The organism is Lautropia dentalis (genome assembly GCF_003892345.1).
Classification (GTDB): domain Bacteria; phylum Pseudomonadota; class Gammaproteobacteria; order Burkholderiales; family Burkholderiaceae_E; genus Lautropia; species Lautropia dentalis.
This window is the reverse complement of record NZ_RRUE01000001.1, coordinates 1,442,078-1,458,242: the sequence shown is the minus strand read 5'-3', so window position 1 is coordinate 1,458,242 and position 16,165 is coordinate 1,442,078. Positions and strand designations below refer to the sequence as shown.

Annotated in this window: 13 protein-coding genes; 5 read left to right on the top strand and 8 right to left on the bottom strand. The window is 62.8% G+C overall.

Annotated features, from left to right (window positions below):
• Nucleotides 1-3 precede the first annotated feature (3 nt).
• The 3 genes from holA to EHV23_RS05590 all read left to right on the top strand — a co-directional run bounded on the left by holA (nt 4) and on the right by EHV23_RS05590 (nt 3,234).
• Nucleotides 4-1,068, top strand: coding sequence for a DNA polymerase III subunit delta (gene holA / locus EHV23_RS05600; protein ID WP_125095061.1), 1,065 nt, complete (start codon nt 4-6; stop codon nt 1,066-1,068).
• Between the two features lie 160 nt (nt 1,069-1,228).
• Nucleotides 1,229-1,669 (top strand): CopD family protein, encoded by a 441-nt coding sequence (locus tag EHV23_RS05595; RefSeq protein WP_125095060.1) that lies wholly within the window; start codon nt 1,229-1,231, stop codon nt 1,667-1,669.
• Nucleotides 1,670-1,836: 167 nt separating this feature from the next.
• Nucleotides 1,837-3,234: a THUMP domain-containing class I SAM-dependent RNA methyltransferase gene (locus tag EHV23_RS05590; RefSeq protein WP_125095059.1), complete on the top strand. Its 1,398-nt coding sequence runs from the start codon at nt 1,837-1,839 to the stop codon at nt 3,232-3,234.
• Here EHV23_RS05590 and pflA read toward each other — a convergent pair.
• The 5 genes from pflA to EHV23_RS05565 form a co-directional block, all read right to left on the bottom strand.
• Nucleotides 3,231-4,325, bottom strand: coding sequence for a pyruvate formate lyase 1-activating protein (pflA, locus tag EHV23_RS05585; protein ID WP_238990296.1), 1,095 nt, complete (start codon nt 4,323-4,325; stop codon nt 3,231-3,233). The genes EHV23_RS05590 and pflA overlap by 4 nt on opposite strands.
• A 7-nt stretch (nt 4,326-4,332) precedes the next feature.
• Entirely contained in the window at nt 4,333-6,615 is a 2,283-nt protein-coding gene (pflB, locus tag EHV23_RS05580) for a formate C-acetyltransferase (RefSeq protein ID WP_125095058.1), read from the bottom strand.
• 798 nt (nt 6,616-7,413) lie between these two features.
• Nucleotides 7,414-8,337: a carbonic anhydrase gene (locus EHV23_RS05575; RefSeq protein WP_125095057.1), complete on the bottom strand. Its 924-nt coding sequence runs from the start codon at nt 8,335-8,337 to the stop codon at nt 7,414-7,416.
• Nucleotides 8,338-8,550: 213 nt separating this feature from the next.
• On the bottom strand, nt 8,551-9,687 hold the full coding sequence (locus tag EHV23_RS05570; RefSeq protein ID WP_125095551.1) for a PilT/PilU family type 4a pilus ATPase: 1,137 nt from the start codon (nt 9,685-9,687) through the stop codon (nt 8,551-8,553).
• 321 nt (nt 9,688-10,008) lie between these two features.
• A complete protein-coding gene (locus tag EHV23_RS05565; RefSeq protein WP_125095056.1) occupies nt 10,009-11,052 on the bottom strand; it encodes a type IV pilus twitching motility protein PilT in 1,044 nt (347 codons plus the stop codon).
• A 774-nt stretch (nt 11,053-11,826) separates the two neighbouring features.
• On the opposite strand from EHV23_RS05565, the gene EHV23_RS05560 reads away from it, so the two are divergent.
• Together EHV23_RS05560 and EHV23_RS05555 are read left to right on the top strand one after the other, a co-directional pair.
• Nucleotides 11,827-12,648, top strand: coding sequence for an autoinducer binding domain-containing protein (locus EHV23_RS05560; RefSeq protein ID WP_238990295.1), 822 nt, complete (start codon nt 11,827-11,829; stop codon nt 12,646-12,648).
• Nucleotides 12,649-12,816: 168 nt separating this feature from the next.
• The gene (locus EHV23_RS05555) at nt 12,817-13,530 is read left to right on the top strand and encodes an autoinducer binding domain-containing protein (protein ID WP_125095055.1); all 714 of its coding nucleotides are present in this window, start codon (nt 12,817-12,819) and stop codon (nt 13,528-13,530) included.
• An 8-nt stretch (nt 13,531-13,538) separates the two neighbouring features.
• On the opposite strand, the gene EHV23_RS05550 is transcribed toward EHV23_RS05555, so the two are convergent.
• From EHV23_RS05550 to EHV23_RS05545, 3 genes are all read right to left on the bottom strand, one after another.
• Nucleotides 13,539-14,315, bottom strand: a complete 777-nt coding sequence (locus EHV23_RS05550) for a thioesterase II family protein (protein ID WP_158615848.1) — start codon at nt 14,313-14,315, stop codon at nt 13,539-13,541.
• A gap of 34 nt (nt 14,316-14,349) precedes the next feature.
• Entirely contained in the window at nt 14,350-14,634 is a 285-nt protein-coding gene (locus EHV23_RS15195; RefSeq protein WP_158615847.1) for a hypothetical protein, read from the bottom strand.
• Nucleotides 14,635-14,643: 9 nt separating this feature from the next.
• Nucleotides 14,644-16,165, bottom strand: a 1,522-nt coding sequence (locus EHV23_RS05545) for a thioesterase domain-containing protein (RefSeq protein ID WP_238990294.1), incomplete at its 5' end; no start/stop codon positions are given.

The window sequence follows — 16,165 nt, the reverse complement described above, 5'->3', positions numbered from 1 at the left end:
CCCATGGGCCAGCGCATCGGCACGCCGCACCAGCTGCGTCATGCCATTGGCCAGAGCCTGCCGCCGCTGCTCTGGATCAGTGGCGACGAGCTGCTGCTCGTCATCGAGGCCGCCGACCTGGTGCGCGCCCAGGCCCGCAAGCAGGGCTTCGACGAGCGCGAAGTCGTCGACATCGACGCCCGCTTCGACCGCAGCCACCTCATCGAGGCCACACAGTCCACCTCGCTCTTTGCCTCCCGCCGCCTGATCGACCTGCGCCTGAACGTCAAGCCCACGAAGGAGCTGGGCGAGGCCCTGCGCGACCTGCTGCCGCGGCTGGACGACGACACCCGCATCATGGTCTCCAGCCAGCATCTGGAAAAGGCCACCACCAGCACCGCCTGGTTCGAGGCCCTGGCCAGACAGATGCTCTGGATGGAAACCCCGCGCATCGATGTGGCCTCGCTGGGCAAATGGATCGCCGAACGGCTGGCCGCCCAGAAGCAGCAGGCCACGCCCCCCGTGCTCGCCCTCATCACCGAGCGCACCGAAGGCAACCTGCTGGCCGCCCACCAGGCCATCCAGCGCCTGGGCCTGCTGCTGCCTCCCGGTGAGCTGCCGGCCGATGCCGTGGCCGAGATCGTGCTCGACAGCGCCCGCTTCGAACTCTTCGGCCTGGTCGATGCTGCCCTGGCTGGTGAGCCGGCCCGCGCCCTGCGCATGGCCAGGTCCCTGGCGGCCGAAGATGCCGCCATGCCGCTGCTCGTCTGGGCACTGGGCGATGCCCTGCGCAAGCTGCTGCGCATCCAGCAGGCCCTCCAGCTGGACCGGGTCTCGATGCAGCAGGCCATGCGCAGCGCCGGCGTCTTCGGCAAGCGCGAAACCGTCATGCGCCGTGCGCTGGCGCGGCTCGACATCCCCACCCTGCAGCAGCTGCTGCAGCACACGGCCGTGCTCGACAGAATGGCCAAGGGCGTGGGCGGCTCCCTCGGCAGTCCCTGGTTCCAGGCCGAAACCCTGCTGGTCGCCATGGCCGGTGGCCGGCTGCCCGGCCCACTGGACCTCACCGGCAGCCTGACCGAAACCTGACGAAACCATGACCTGTCCCAAAGACCCTCATGACTCGTCCCTGATACCCTGATACTCGTCACGACAGCTATTCCCCGGCGCGGGTCATGAACGCATTCATCCCCGCCCGAACCCGGCCACCCCCTCCATCGTCCTTCCCGGCATCCCGCGCTTCAGCCCCATGAGCCCCACCCTCTACCTCTGGACCAAGACCCTGCACATCGTCATGGTCACCAGCTGGTTTGCCGGCCTGTTCTACCTGCCCCGCATCTACGTCAATCTGGCGCAGGTCAGCCCGGCCACCTCCCGCGCCGAATATGACCGCCTCGTCGGCATGTCCCGCCGCCTCTACCGCTTCATGCTGCCACTGGCCACCCTGGCCACTGCCACCGGCCTGCTGCTCTTTCTGGGCTTCGGCATCGGCATGGGCAGCGGCTGGATGCACGTCAAGCTCTGCTGCGTGGTGCTGCTCATCGGCTACCACCACGGCTGTGGCCGCCTGCTGCAGAAATTCGCCGAAGAGCGCTCCACCCGCTCCGAACGGTGGTTTCGCGTCTTCAACGAAGCCCCCGTCATCCTGCTGCTCATCGTCGTGGCCATGGTGGTCATGAAACCCTTCTGAGAAGCGTATCCCCTGGTGTATTGGCCCCCATTCGTCCCCCAATGCCTCCTCGGACGTGCAGGATGCAGGAGGCGGCAGGCGCCAACGAATCCACCATGGACAGGGCACCACTCACACAATCCCTTCCCCTGCCGTGCAGCCACGACAGGCCACAACCCATCGTTCCCATGATCAACCTCCGCCCCGTCAAGCGCACCACCGACACGACACCCGCCAAAGCCGACACGCCCCGGCAGGCAAAGCCGGTTTCCCCTGAACAGCAACCGGGGCGTCCGGCCAGCGCACAGCGCCCAGCCCGCCGCCCCATCACCGACGGTGCCGACGCCACCCCCATCAGCCCCGGCGCCGGCATCTTCAGCTACTTCTGCCCCTGCCCGCGCGGCCTCGAAGAAGTGCTGGCACGCGAACTGCAGGCACTGGGCGCCCGCCACATCACCCCGGCCGCCGGCGGCGTGGGCTGCCGCGGCGACCTGCGGCTCGCCTACCGCATCAACCTCGAAGCCCGCCTGCCCAGCCGTGTCCTGCTGCGCCTGCTCGATGCCCCCTGCACCAGCGAGCACGCCCTGTACCGCCTCTGCCACGCCCTGCCGTGGGAAGACTGGTTCGATGCCCGCAAGACACTGCGCGTCGACGTGGTGGCCCACCGTTCCCCGCTGCGCAGCCTGAACTTCGCCACCCTGCGCATCAAGGATGCCATCGTCGACCGCTTCCGCGACCAGAGCGGCCAGCGCCCCTCGGTGGACACCCATCACCCCGACGTACGTGTCAGCGCCTTCCTGTCGGCCGAGCGTCTGCAGCTCTATCTGGATCTCTCCGGCGAACCCCTCTTCAAACGTGGCTGGCGCAACAGCGCCGAGAACCGCGTGGCCGCCCCCCTGAAGGAAAACCTGGCTGCCGGCCTGCTCGCCCTCTCGGGCTGGGACCGGACCACCCCGCTGCTCGACCCCTTCTGCGGCTCCGGCACCCTGGTCATCGAAGCTGCCCAGATGCTCTGCGACTGCGCCCCGGGGCTCGACCGTCACTTCGGCATCGACCAGCTGCGCATCCACGACGGCGCCCTGTTCGGCACGCTGCACGAACAGCTGCGCGAACGTGCCCGCACCGGCATGCAACAGGCCCCGCGCGGCCTGATCCGCGCCAGCGACCTCGACCCGAATGCCGTCCGCCTCACCGCCGAAAACCTGAAGACCCTCGAATTCCCCGACGGTCTGGTCCATCTCGAAACGGCCGACGCAGCAGACATACGGCCCGACGGCGCAGCCGCCGCCCCTACCAGCCAGCCTGACTCCCAAGGCAGCCACCCCGACTCCCAGAGCAGCCAGCCGGATCCCCGGGGCATCATCGTCGCCAACCCGCCCTACAACGAACGGGTCAGCATCCCCATCGAACACTGGCGCGCCATCGGCGCCACCCTGCGCCACCACTTCGGTGGCTGGCACGTCTACCTGCTCACCAGCGACCGTGGCCTGCCCGGCCAGCTGGGCCTGCGCGAAAGCCGCAAGACACCACTCTTCAACGGCGCCATCGAATGCCGGCTGTTCGAATTCACCATGCGGGCACGTTAAACGATGATCGCCTTCCCGTAACCTTCCAGAATGCGGCAGATCTGCGCCACCGTCTCCTTCGGCGGCGGATGCACCCCCTTCAGCCGGTACTCGTCGCCACACAGCGCCCACTTGTGGGCGCCCAGCTCGTGATACGGCAGCACCTCGACCGTATCCACATTCTTCATCGGCGCGATGAAACGCCCCAGCAGGTGCGCGGAGCGCTCGTCATCCGTATAGCCCGGTACCACCACATAGCGCACCCGCGTGCGCTGCCCGCGCCGGGCCAGATGCTCGGCAAAGGCCAGCGTACGCGTATTGGGAATACCCACCAGCACCTTGTGAATGTCCGGATCGATCTGCTTCAGGTCCAGCATCACCAGATCGGTATTGTCCAGCAGCGCCTGCAGCACCTCGTCGTAGTGCAGCGCATAGCCGTTGGTATCCAGACAGGTATGGATATCGTGCGCATGACACGCCATGAACCAGTCACGCACGAACTCGTACTGCAACAGCGGCTCCCCGCCCGTGGCCGTCACCCCGCCCCCCGTGGCCTTCAGATAGTGCCGGTACGCCAGCACCTGCTTCATCACATCGGGCACCGTCATGTCCTTCGCCCGGTCGCTCTTCAGATCCCAGGTGTCGCGGTTGTGACAGTACAGGCAGCGCATCAGGCAGCCCTGCAGAAACAGCACATAGCGCAGCCCCGGCCCGTCCACCGTCCCGCAGGACTCGATGGAATGCACATGCCCCACGCCCTCGTAGTGGCGATGCCGGGCATGACCTCCTCCAGCCGAGGCATGCGCTGCCGCAGCACCAGCCGCGTCCGGCCCGGCAGCGCGCCCTTCCAGCCCACCGGCCGGCGTATCCCGGAGCACCCCGGATCCGGTTTCCCCTGGCTGCAAGCGCCGGACAGACACGCTGCCTTCGCAACCTTCGGGGGAACTGTCTGCGATCCGGTCAACCGGCACCAGCGGAATGACAGAATGGCCGGCAGCCGCACGTACAGGCGACTGCCAGCCATTGGGGGCGCCCCGGGTGGCCGTCACCTCACCGGCAGCCGCCGGTGAAGGTGAAACCTGCCCACCCGAAGGCGCTTCGCGGACCGTCATGACCCGGTCACATCGTCGACGTGAACGTACGGGTCACCACATCCTGCTGCTGTTCGCGGGTCAGCGAATTGAAGCGCACCGCATAGCCCGACACGCGGATCGTCAGCTGCGGATATTTCTCCGGATGATCCATTGCATCCAGCAGCGTCTCGCGGTTCAGCACGTTCACGTTCAGGTGCTGACCACCTTCCACGCCGTCCTCATGGTGGAAATAGCCATCCATCATGCCGGCCAGATTGCGCTCGCGCGAAGCCTCGTCCTTGCCCAGCGCCCCCGGAACGATCGAGAACGTATAGGAAATCCCGTCCTTCGCGCAGGAGAACGGCAGCTTGGCCACCGAGCACAGCGACGCCACGGCACCGCACACATCGCGACCATGCATCGGATTGGCCCCCGGGCCGAACGGCATGCCGGTGCGACGCCCGTCCGGCGTGTTGCCGGTTTTCTTGCCATACACCACATTGGACGTGATGGTCAGCACCGACTGGGTCGGCACCGCATCGCGGTACATCCGGTGTGACGCCACCTTGCCCATGAACCGGCGCACCAGATCGCAGGCAATGTCGTCCACCCGGTCATCATTGTTGCCAAACTGCGGATATTCGCCCTCGATCTCGAAATCGACGGCAATGCCCTGCTCGTTGCGCACCGGTTTGACCTTCGCATACCTGATGGCCGACAGCGAATCCGCCGCCACCGACAGCCCGGCCACGCCGCAGGCCATCGTCCGCTTCACGTCGCGGTCGTGCAACGCCATCAGCACCGCCTCGTACGCATACTTGTCGTGCATGTAGTGGATGAGGTTGAGCGCCGTCACATACTGCGTGGCCAGCCAGTCCATGAAGCTGTCCATCCGGGCCATCACCTCGTCGTAATCGAGCACCTCGCCAGCCAGCGGCTCGGTTTTCGGGCCCACCTGCATGCCGGATTTCTCGTCCACCCCGCCATTGATGGCGTACAGCAGCGTCTTGGCCAGATTGGCCCGGGCGCCGAAGAACTGCATCTGCTTGCCCACCACCATCGGGCTCACGCAGCAGGCAATGGCGTAGTCGTCGCTGTCGAAATCCGGCCGCATCAGGTCGTCGTTCTCGTACTGGATCGACGACGTGTCGATGGAGACCTTCGCGCAGAAATGCTTGAAGGCTTCCGGCAGCTGCTCGGACCACAGCACCGTGATGTTCGGCTCCGGCGACGGCCCCATGTTGTAGAGCGTGTGCAGGAAGCGGAAGCTGTTCTTCGTCACCAGCGTGCGGCCATCCAGCCCCATCCCGCCGATCGACTCGGTGGCCCAGATCGGATCGCCCGAGAACAGCTGGTCATACTCAGGCGTTCGCAGGAAGCGCACCATCCGCAGCTTCATCACCAGATGGTCGACCAGCTCCTGCGCCTGAACCTCGGTCAGCGTCCCGTTGTGCAGGTCACGCTCGATGTAGATGTCCAGGAAGGTCGCCACCCGGCCAAACGACATGGCCGCCCCGTTCTGCGACTTCACCGCCGCCAGGTAGGCAAAATACGTCCACTGCACCGCCTCGCGGGCATTGCGTGCCGGCCCGGAAATGTCGAAGCCATAGCTGGCCGCCATCTCCTTCATCTCGCCCAGCGCCTTGTGCTGGTCGTTGATTTCCTCGCGCCGGCGAATCGTCTCTTCCAGGTTCTTCCCGGCTTCCAGATCGGCCTGCAGCGAGTTGAACTGCTCCACCTTGTCGGCCATCAGCCGGTCGATGCCGTAGAGGGCCACCCGGCGATAGTCACCGATGATGCGGCCGCGCCCGTACGCATCCGGCAGCCCGGTCAGCACGCCGGACTTGCGGCAGCGGCGGATATCGGGCGTGTACACATCGAACACGCCCTGGTTGTGCGTCTTGCGGTACTTCGTGAAGGTTTCCTGTACCGTCTCGCTCAGCGGCACGCCGTAGATCTTGCAGGCATCCTGCACCATCTTGAGGCCACCGGCCGGCATGATGGACCGCTTGAGCGGCTCATCGGTCTGCAGGCCGACGATCTTTTCCAGCGCGGCGTCGATGTAGCCCGGACCATGACTGGTGATGCCCGACACCACCTGCGCGTCGATCTTGTACGGGGCATGCGTCTGGTTCTCCACCTTGATGCCCTCCATCACCTGATCCCACAGCTTCAGCGTGGCATCGGTGGCAGGTGCCAGAAAACTGCCATCGCCCGTATAGGGCGTGTAGTTGCACTGGATGAAGTCACGTACGTCGATCGTCTCTTCCCAGGGGCCGGACTTGAAACCTGCCCAGGCAGCGGGATGCTCTTGTGTGGGGGCCAGCATGGTGAACTCCTGTCTTTGCGTATGCCTCGCAGCCTCGTGAGCCCGAAGCAGCCTCGAAACACGCGAAAAAGTCCACGCACATCGGCACAGGAGGAGCCTGACTGGGGCCCCTTACCGTACGGTCTGTTTCATGGACGGCCCACAAGGGGTTGGAAGGCCATCCGGACCTTTTCGTGACTTTGCCATGGCTTCAGCATAGCACTTGTGCAGGTGCACCATGCGACTGTCCATTTCGCCTGACGGGAAACAGCAACCGTATGTGCCTCATGAATATCGAATATTACAATGTTAAATACCTGCAAATCGACGCTCAGCCGAACCAGCCCTCCGGGTCGCATGGCCGTCCGCATCGCCGGATGCCCGTGCCACCCTCAACCCAGCTTGCGAACCAGCCGAAGCCACCAGCACCCCACGCGATCCCGCCCCCTCATTCAGGGACTGGTCGTCCATCTGATAGCCACTGCTGCTGGCGCACCCGGTCACCACCAGAGCCAGCGCAGCCACCAGAACAGCGTTTCGGTGCCGGAAGCCTCGAGAAATCATGATCCTCTCCCCCTGAAAACAGGTATCAGTCAAGACAGATCCATTCTAGCCAAAGAAGCAGCCACACTCCGGCGCCAGGCGCGTCCACCGTCGCATATTCGGCATCTGCGTCACAGCCTGCCACACTCACCCCGGCACCACGCACAACCCGTCACACGCCTGCAACCAGGCAGTACCCGACAGTCACACGCCGGCATCCGTGCCCGCCCCGCACATGACCACCATGCGGCCCGCGTACCGTACCGGCAACACGACTCAGCGCGTTTCCTCGATCAGCAGCCGCGCATTGAACGGCTGAACCGGCCGGTTGTTCGGACCATCCACCATGTGCCGCAGCGTCTCGATCTGCTCGCGGCTGGCATACACCGGCTTCACGAAGACCACCCAGTTCACCCCCTCGCTGCAGGGCGGCGTGGTCAGCGAACCATTGAGGCGGTAATGCGCCAGCTGCTGCGGCAGCAGGGCCCGCACATGCAGCGCCTGGTCGATATCCACCGTCTCGCCGGCCTTCACGCGCTTCGACAGCACCCGGTCCAGCGCCGCATTGCGCGGCCCGGGCCGGAACATCGCTGCCAGCACCACATACTGGTCGTCCTCCGACTCGTGGACCAGATGCACCTCCAGCGGAAAATGCCGCCCCCGGAACGTATGATCGCTGGGCGAATGGAAATGGAACTGCTTCAGCACGAAGGTCCGTTCACCGACCTTCACCGCCGGCAGACGCGGCGAATCCTTCGGTTTGGCCTGCACGACCATCCCCGAATTCTTCACCGAAAACCGTGCCGGCCGGTAATCCAGCCGAACCGTGCTGCTGCGCGTGCGTACATCGGGCTCACGCAGATCCACCGGTGACTGATTCTTTCCCGACCCGCACACGGCATAGGACGGATCCAGCTCCCCCCACCGGTCCGGCCCAGTCCTGTCATGATGATAGGACCAGTGCTCCGGCTGATGTGTCCCAATGGACGAATGCGGCCGCCGCATATCGCCCTCCAGCCGCTCCTGCTTCGACACCGCAGCCGGCTGTTTGCTCTCCCCGGCAGGCGCCGAATCCACGATCGGCGCACTGGCCGACTCCACATGGGCAACCTGCCCCCCACCGGCCTGCTGCGCAAACGCAGCCGGAGCAACACACAGGGCTGCCAGCGAAACCGGCAGCAGCAGACGACGAACAACCATGATGACCTCCAGAACGACGGAACCCAGACGATCAATTATAGCTATTTAACGTTCTTCGTCGCCTGTTTCGTCAGAAGGCATCACTGAGTCAAATTGTTGCCATACAGCAGAAGAGCGCTCACCAACCCGAAGCCGTCTTCGATGCAGACGTGGTGGGCATCCGGTCATGAGGGAACCTGCACTGAACCGCCAGATTTTGCTGCGCTGCAGACCTCAAACGATCCCCAGCTTGCTGGCCGTCGCCGACGCCGGGTCCTCCGAACGCCGCTTGCTGTTGAGCTTGATGTTCAGCCGCAGGTCGTTCACCGAGTCCGCATTGCGCAAGGCATTTTCATAAGTGATCAGCCCGGCCTCGTACAGATCGAACAGGTGCTGGTCGAAAGTCTGCATGCCCAGCTCCCGCGATTTCTTCATGATCTCCTTGATCTCGCTGACGCTGCCCTTGAAGATCAGATCGGAGATCAGCGGCGAATTGATCATGATTTCCACCGCCGCCACCCGGCCCTTGCGGCCCTCGGCCGGTACCAGCCGCTGCGACACCACCGCCTTCAGGTTCAGTGACAGGTCCATCAGCAGCTGCTGGCGACGCTCGTCCGGGAAGAAGTTGATGATCCGGTCCAGCGCCTGGTTCGCACTGTTGGCGTGCAGCGTGCCCATGCACAGATGGCCCGTCTCCGCAAAGGCCACCGCATGCTCCATCGTCTCGCGGTCGCGAATCTCGCCGATCATGATCACATCGGGCGCCTGGCGCAGCGTATTCTTCAGCGCCACCTCCCAGTCCAGCGTATCCACTCCCACCTCGCGGTGCGTCACGATGCAGTTCTTGTGCACATGCACGAACTCCACCGGATCCTCGATCGTGATGATGTGGCCATGACTGTTCTCGTTGCGGTGGCCGATCATCGCCGCCAGCGTCGTCGACTTGCCCGAACCGGTCGCCCCCACCATCAGGATCAGCCCGCGCTTGGTCATCGACAGCTCGCGCATCGCCGGCGGCAGATCCAGGCTTTCCAGATCCGGAATCTCGCTCTTGATCACCCGCAGCACCAGCCCCGTGCGCCCCATCTGCGTGAACGCATTCACCCGGAAACGACCGATCCCCCCCGGGCTGATCGCAAAGTTCAGCTCCTTGTTGGCCTCGAACTCCGCCGCCTGACGGTCGTTCATCAGCGCCCGCGCCAGCTCGATCGTATGCTGCGTCGTCAGCGGCTTGTCCGACACCGGCACCATCTTGCCGTTGATCTTGAACGCCGGCGGAAAATCCACCGTCAGGAACAAGTCCGACCCGTCCTTGGCAATCATCAGCCGCAGCAGGTCATACAGGAAGGCCGAAGCCTGCTCCCGCTCCATCATCGCGGTTTTCTGGGGGCCGGCGGCCGGACGGGATGCCGGACTGGCCGGGTGGGCAGCGGTACTCATCTTTGCACTCCTGTAGCCTGACGGCTTCACCTCACGGCATGTCTGCCGAAGCCATCAGCTTGCAACGTTCTGAAACCCGTGGAACCCGCACAATCCTGGCAAAGCCAGGCTGTACTGTGCCGTCCGGGGAAGCTCTGCAAAAATCCTGTGATCCTGTGGCTCTTTGGCTCCCATGCTCGGGCAATCCTGAGCCCCAAGCACTCGCAGACTTTTGCAGAGCTTCCCTGGCAGATTCCCCGGGCACTCTGACTCTTACAGCGGGAAGTTTTCCTTCACGGCCGCGGCAGAACGCGCCTCGGCCATCGAAATCACGTTCTTGCGCACCAGATCGGTCAGACACTGGTCCAGCGTCTGCATCCCCACCGAAGCCCCGGTCTGGATGGCCGCATTCATCTGCGACACCTTCGCCTCCCGGATCAGGTTGCGAATCGCCGGCGTACCGATCATGATCTCGTGCGCCGCCACCCGGCCACTGCCATCCTTCGTCTTCAGCAGCGTCTGCGAAATCACCGCCTTCAGCGACTCCGACAGCATCGCCCGCACCATGTCCTTCTCCGCCGCTGGGAACACATCCACGATACGGTCGATCGTCTTGGCCGCCGACGACGTGTGCAGCGTCCCGAACACCAGGTGGCCCGTCTCGGCCGCCGTCAGCGCCAGCCGGATCGTTTCCAGATCCCGCAGCTCACCCACCAGAATGATGTCCGGATCCTCACGCAGCGCGCTCTTCAGTGCATTGTTGAACGACTGCGTGTGCGGCCCCACCTCACGCTGGTTGATCAGGCAGCGCTTGGACTCATGCACGAACTCGATCGGATCCTCCACCGTCAGGATGTGCCCGTACACGTTCTCGTTGATGTGGTTGATCATCGCCGCCAGCGTAGTGGACTTGCCGGAGCCCGTCGGCCCCGTCACCAGCACGATGCCCCGCGGCTGCATCGCAATATCGGTAAACGACTTCGGCGAATTCAGCTGCTCCAGCGTCAGAATCTTGGACGGAATCGTCCGCATCACCGCACCTGCCCCGCGCTCCTGCACAAAGGCATTCACACGGAAACGCGCCAGCCCCGGAATCGAGAACGAAAAGTCGCACTCCAGCCGCTCTTCATATTCCTTGCGCTGCGAGTCGTTCATGATGTCGTAGATGAGGTTGTGCACCTCTTCATGATCCATCGCCGGCAGATTGATGCGCCGCACATCCCCATGCACCCGGATCATCGGCGGCAGCCCCGCCGACAGGTGAAGGTCCGACGCCTTGTTCTTGACCGAAAACGCCAACAGCTCTGTGATATCCATGCCGATCCCTGGCTCAGCTCGGGCAGCCACAGGCCCGCCAGCTTCCCCGCGCCCCCAATCCATGGACACAGAAAACCGCGCCAGCCTGCCCTGCCATGCCTGACAAAAAGTTCACGCAACGGATCCGGCCCAGCACCTCTGCAGGTCCGCGCAGCGAATCCATGACCCCCGGCCACACCCCGCCAGCCCCCGGACAACCGAAAGCCGGACACGGCCAGGAGCCTCATCCACTGCCCATACTAGGGGCTGATGCGGGAAAAGCCTCGCCCGGTCAGGCGAACTCGCTGCCACAGGCGATGAACGGTATGTACCTTCACCCGTTGCCGTGCCACAACACCTCCGCGACGACTCCCCCTCAATCCATTTTCACACTGTATTCAGCACGTAACAGACCCACCAAAAAACCGGTGTACGGCCCCCCTCAAATTCCCCCACCCTTTCCCGTTTGCAGCACACCTGTGGCGCCGCAACCACAGTACAATACCCACAGGAACGGCGTACAGACGCGCCACTGCGCGGCATGCATACCCTTGATACCTTCAGCATGCGCCGATCCATCCGTCGCCGGTCACCAATCACGGCGCCAATATCCGCCATTTCGTGTCATATCCTGCCGGATCACCCCCGGTTCAGGCCTGTCCCGTATCCCATTCAGGAAAAATACGCACGGGCACAGACCATTACCATCGTGTACTTCATGCTGCTTTTCCAGATGCATTGCGCCGATACACTGGCCGCAACTCAATCAGAAGGCGAATACCGGCCTTTTTCCGGATGAATACCAGCCCACACGAGAACCCATCGACCTTTCCCCATCCCGGACTGCTGTCCGGGCTGACCCCGCCCGCCACATCTCCCCGGGCCCCCGCGGCGCTCGACACGGCCATGATGCACTGCCAGAACCGGCTGATGGAAGCCATGAGCAGCGATCTGCCCTCCGAGTCCCACATCTTCTCCTGCCTGCAACAGGCCGCCGAAACCCTGGGATTCCCCCATGTGTCATGCATCTATCAGGCCTCGCTGCCCGTGGGGGACCCGGAATGGTCATGGCTCAACAATTACCCGGACGCCTGGCGGCAGCACTACGCCACCGGCGGCCACGCCCTGCACGACCCCCGCCTGCTGCGCGCCCGCCAGTCATCCACCCCGTTCAGCTGGGACGAACGGTTCTTTGCCGACGAACCGGAACTGTGGAACACCCTCGACCGGTTGGGCATGGGCCACGGCTGGACCCAGTCGGTCCTCGATGAACCGGGCGGCATCAGCATGATCACCCTGTCGCGGGCCACACCACTGTCGCAACAGGAACTGCAGGCACACCAGCAGCACCTGCGCTGGCTCGGCCTGCTGGCGCACCAGGCCTTCTCCCGCATCCTGCACGAACGGACACGCCAGCAGGCCCCCGCCCTCACCCAGCGGGAAACCGAAGTCCTGAAATGGACCGCCGACGGCAAATCGGCGCAGGACGTGGCCCAGATCCTGGGTCTGTCGAAAAACACCATCGACTTCCACATACGCAACGCCATCCTCAAGCTGGCAGCGCCCAACAAGACGGCCGCCGTCGTGCGCGCCATCCTGACGGGGCTGTTCCAGTGATGCAGACGCAGCAGCCCGCGAACGGACGGGCAATCGGCCGCATCCCGGTCATGACAGCGCCGGCTGTGGCAGAAATGGCTGTACCAACGCCAGCCGCGGCAATAGCAGCCGTAGAAGCCCAACCACGACATCCACCAACCGCAGCGCCAACGAACCGGCCTCACCACCATGGAACCCTGGCAAACCGACCTGCTGCATCACCCCCTGGACGATGCAACCTCCCTGCCCCAGGCCTTCGCCCGCATCGAACAGGCGGCAATCGCCCTGGGCTTCGACTACGTCTCGTACTGTCATCAGGCCCCCCTGCCGGCCAGCAACCCCCGGGTCACGCTGGTCAACAACTACCCCGAAGACTGGCGTTCCCACAACGCCGACGCCGGACACTTTCTGAACGAAGCCCAGATTCGCAGCCGCATGCAGTCCAGCCTCCCCATCCTGTGGACGGACGAAGTCTTTGCCCGCAACCCGAACGTACAGCAGAGCGCCCGGGAACACGGCATCTGTCACGGCTGGACCCAGGTATTCGGAGACAGCCCGGCCGGCACCGCCTTCCTGTCACTGGTGCGGCGTCACCCGGCCCTGAACCCGCATGAACTGGAAGCCAAGCGCGACCGCCTGAACTGGCTGGCCCACATGGCTCACACCCTGCTGTCCCGGCTGATCCTGCAGCAGCAGGTCCAGCGGGACCGCCCCCTGTCGGAGCGGGAAATCGAGGTCCTGAAATGGACCGCCGACGGCAAATCGGCGCAGGATATCGCCGAAATCCTGCTGCTGTCGAAAAACACCGTGGACTTCCACATCAAGAACAGCATCCGCAAGCTGAACGTGCCAAACAAGACGGCCGCGGTGGTACGGGCGGTGTTGATGGGGATGATTCACTGAACATGCTTCTACTGGGGCATTACAAGCTCACCCAGCAAGGCACCGATTTCCTCCCAGTGATCGTTCAGGAAGAAGTGTCCGCCAGAGAACCTGTGCACACGGCATCCCGCCGTTGTGTGCAATGACCAGTCCGTGACCTTCTTCCCCTGCACATGGTGATCATCCACGCCGGACAGCACGACAATCGGCACCGACAACGGTGACTCCATCACGAAGCGATAGGTGTCACATAGTTCGAAATCACGCCTCAGCGTGGGCAACATCACATTCAGCGCCTCCTCGTGCTCGAGCAGCTCCGGCGGTGTCCCCTCGAGTTCCCGCAAATACTCGACGAACTCGTCCCTGGGTAGGTTGTAGCGATGCTCCTTCTCCTCCCGGGCAAACAGGTGTGGTGCGCTCACCCCGGAAGCGACCAGCGCAACCGGCTTGAAGCGGTTACGCCGCCGGCGCAGGGCTCGCGCCACCTCGAAAGCCAAAATGCCGCCCATGCTATGGCCGAACAGGACGAATCGCTGCGGGGTGATGCGCTCGATGGCATCGCAGAAGCCGTTGACCAGAACGGAGATGTCCGAGGTCGCGGGCTCGCCGAAGCGACGGCCACGACCGGGGAGCGTGGCCAGGTGCAGACTGATTTCCGGATTGACTGTCTCTTCGAGCGGGCGCAATGAGGTTGCGGAGCCGCCAGCGTAGGGAAAACCGAACACGTGAGTGTTCAATGATGAAGCATCCGGATGCTTCTTCGACTGAAACCAGGTTCTGTGCATGATTTTTACGAAATAAGACAATATAAAGCGAGCTATCCAACAAAGGAATTTTTCATCAGTACTCCGAGCCTTTTGGGAAAAACCCCACCGATTGGAAATATCTGATGTAGCGATCCAGCATCGGCGCATCAGCTGGTTCCAAATCGACGCCCAAGACTCTTGCCGCATCACAGGTCAGAGTACTGTCTATCGGAACTGATGACGCCGGCTCATCTGATTCTTCGCCACCCGAACTTTCTGCTGGCAGCAGAAAAGCCCCCAGTCTGGCCGATGGATCCTCCGGATGACTCATAGGGCGCTCTTCGGGGCTCAGGTGGGTGTAGGTTCGGGTCTGTTCCATGGCAACACCTCATATGGGGGTGGGGTGTTGCACTTGAAAGTTGAGTCTAAGGAGCTTTCCTATAAACCTAGCTATCCTGTCTACCCTTGGAGACTGCATAATGGAGTAATGATCTCCCCCAATATACACCCCCTCTGGAGGCATACCTGCTACAGTTACCCAGCCACGTGCAGCAACAAGCTCCTGCGAATCCCCACTGGCTGACTGCCCTTGCTGATCCGCAAGAAAGAGATATGAGTCACAAAGCAGCTTACCCGGCACGTACTCAGCTGTGGCACCCGCAATTTTTTGCAACAAATTTGCCCTACGAATGAGATCCTCCACACTCATGTCAATCTTATCACCCGAATAACCACAAAACTCTTCGGCAATTTCATCTGCACGATCCTTAGCCATCAACATCTCGATCATGTCATCATCGACGTTATACCAACGGGATCTTATGAATGAGATCATCGAATCCTTCATAGACAGATGCGCATTCTCTATATGCATTCCTGCGGGAGCATACGAATCTATCATCGCAACAAAATCAACCTTCTCCCCTGCCCTCGACAACTGTACTCCTATCTCATATGCGATTACTCCACCCGATGACCACCCAGCCAGCCTATAAGGCCCCTGAGGCTGAACTGATCTTATCGAATCAATATACTCTGATGCCATGGATTCGATCGACGCCAGGATATAACCACCCACATCAATATTCGCCGCCTGAATACCATAAACCATCCCCTCCCCCGGCAAACACTCAACCAAGGAAACATAAGGAACAACCCCCCCCGTCCCATCGTGAATCAAAAAGAGCGTGGGGAGCTCCTCATTGCCAGACCTCATAACGACGAGATTTTTGTTTCCATCAGACGCAAACCCTCTTTCCGTTCTCAAAGCCCCTGCCTGCCCAGCAATTGTCGGAAGTTTGAATACATCAGCAACCGCCAAGATCAACCCCGCATCCTTCATTTTTTCCAGTAGAGAGATCACCAGCAGCGAGTGTCCGCCCATGTCGAAGAAACTGTCGTTTCTCCCTACCCGCTCCACACCCAGCAGCTCCTGCCAGATTCCGGCCAGCACCTCTTCCACCGGTCCCTGTGGCGCCTCGTACTCGTGCCTGACCAGCGCATCCGCATCCGGCGCCGGCAACGCCTTCCTGTCCACCTTCCCATTGGGTGTGAGCGGCATCGCTTCCAGTCGTACGAATGCACTGGGCACCATGTACTCCGGCAACTCCGCCTTCAGATGATCCCGCAGCCGCTCCACATCCGGCAATGCTTGCTCGTCCACTCCCTCTCGGGCCGTCCAGTACGCCACCAGCCGCTTGTCGCCCGGATGGTCCTCCCGCGCCAGCACCACCACTTCCTTCACTTCAGCCAGCTCGCCCAACCGCACCTCTATCTCGCCCAGCTCTATCCGGAAGCCCCGAATCTTGACCTGGAAGTCATTGCGGCCCACGAACCCGATCAGACCGTCTGCGCGCCAGTAACCCAGATCTCCCGTCCTGTACATCCGGGCATCCGGCTCATCACTGAAC

Coding starts and splice junctions, on each gene's coding strand:
- EHV23_RS05560 (WP_238990295.1), top strand. CDS start 11,827: ATGAATACCAGCCCACACGAGAACCCATCGACCTTTCCCCATCCCGGA.
- EHV23_RS05575 (WP_125095057.1), bottom strand. CDS start 8,337: ATGGTTGTTCGTCGTCTGCTGCTGCCGGTTTCGCTGGCAGCCCTGTGT.
- pflB (WP_125095058.1), bottom strand. CDS start 6,615: ATGCTGGCCCCCACACAAGAGCATCCCGCTGCCTGGGCAGGTTTCAAG.
- EHV23_RS05590 (WP_125095059.1), top strand. CDS start 1,837: ATGATCAACCTCCGCCCCGTCAAGCGCACCACCGACACGACACCCGCC.
- EHV23_RS05570 (WP_125095551.1), bottom strand. CDS start 9,687: ATGGAGCGGGAGCAGGCTTCGGCCTTCCTGTATGACCTGCTGCGGCTG.
- EHV23_RS05555 (WP_125095055.1), top strand. CDS start 12,817: ATGGAACCCTGGCAAACCGACCTGCTGCATCACCCCCTGGACGATGCA.
- EHV23_RS05595 (WP_125095060.1), top strand. CDS start 1,229: ATGAGCCCCACCCTCTACCTCTGGACCAAGACCCTGCACATCGTCATG.
- EHV23_RS05565 (WP_125095056.1), bottom strand. CDS start 11,052: ATGGATATCACAGAGCTGTTGGCGTTTTCGGTCAAGAACAAGGCGTCG.
- EHV23_RS15195 (WP_158615847.1), bottom strand. CDS start 14,634: ATGGAACAGACCCGAACCTACACCCACCTGAGCCCCGAAGAGCGCCCT.
- pflA (WP_238990296.1), bottom strand. CDS start 4,325: ATGACGGTCCGCGAAGCGCCTTCGGGTGGGCAGGTTTCACCTTCACCG.
- holA (WP_125095061.1), top strand. CDS start 4: ATGGGCCAGCGCATCGGCACGCCGCACCAGCTGCGTCATGCCATTGGC.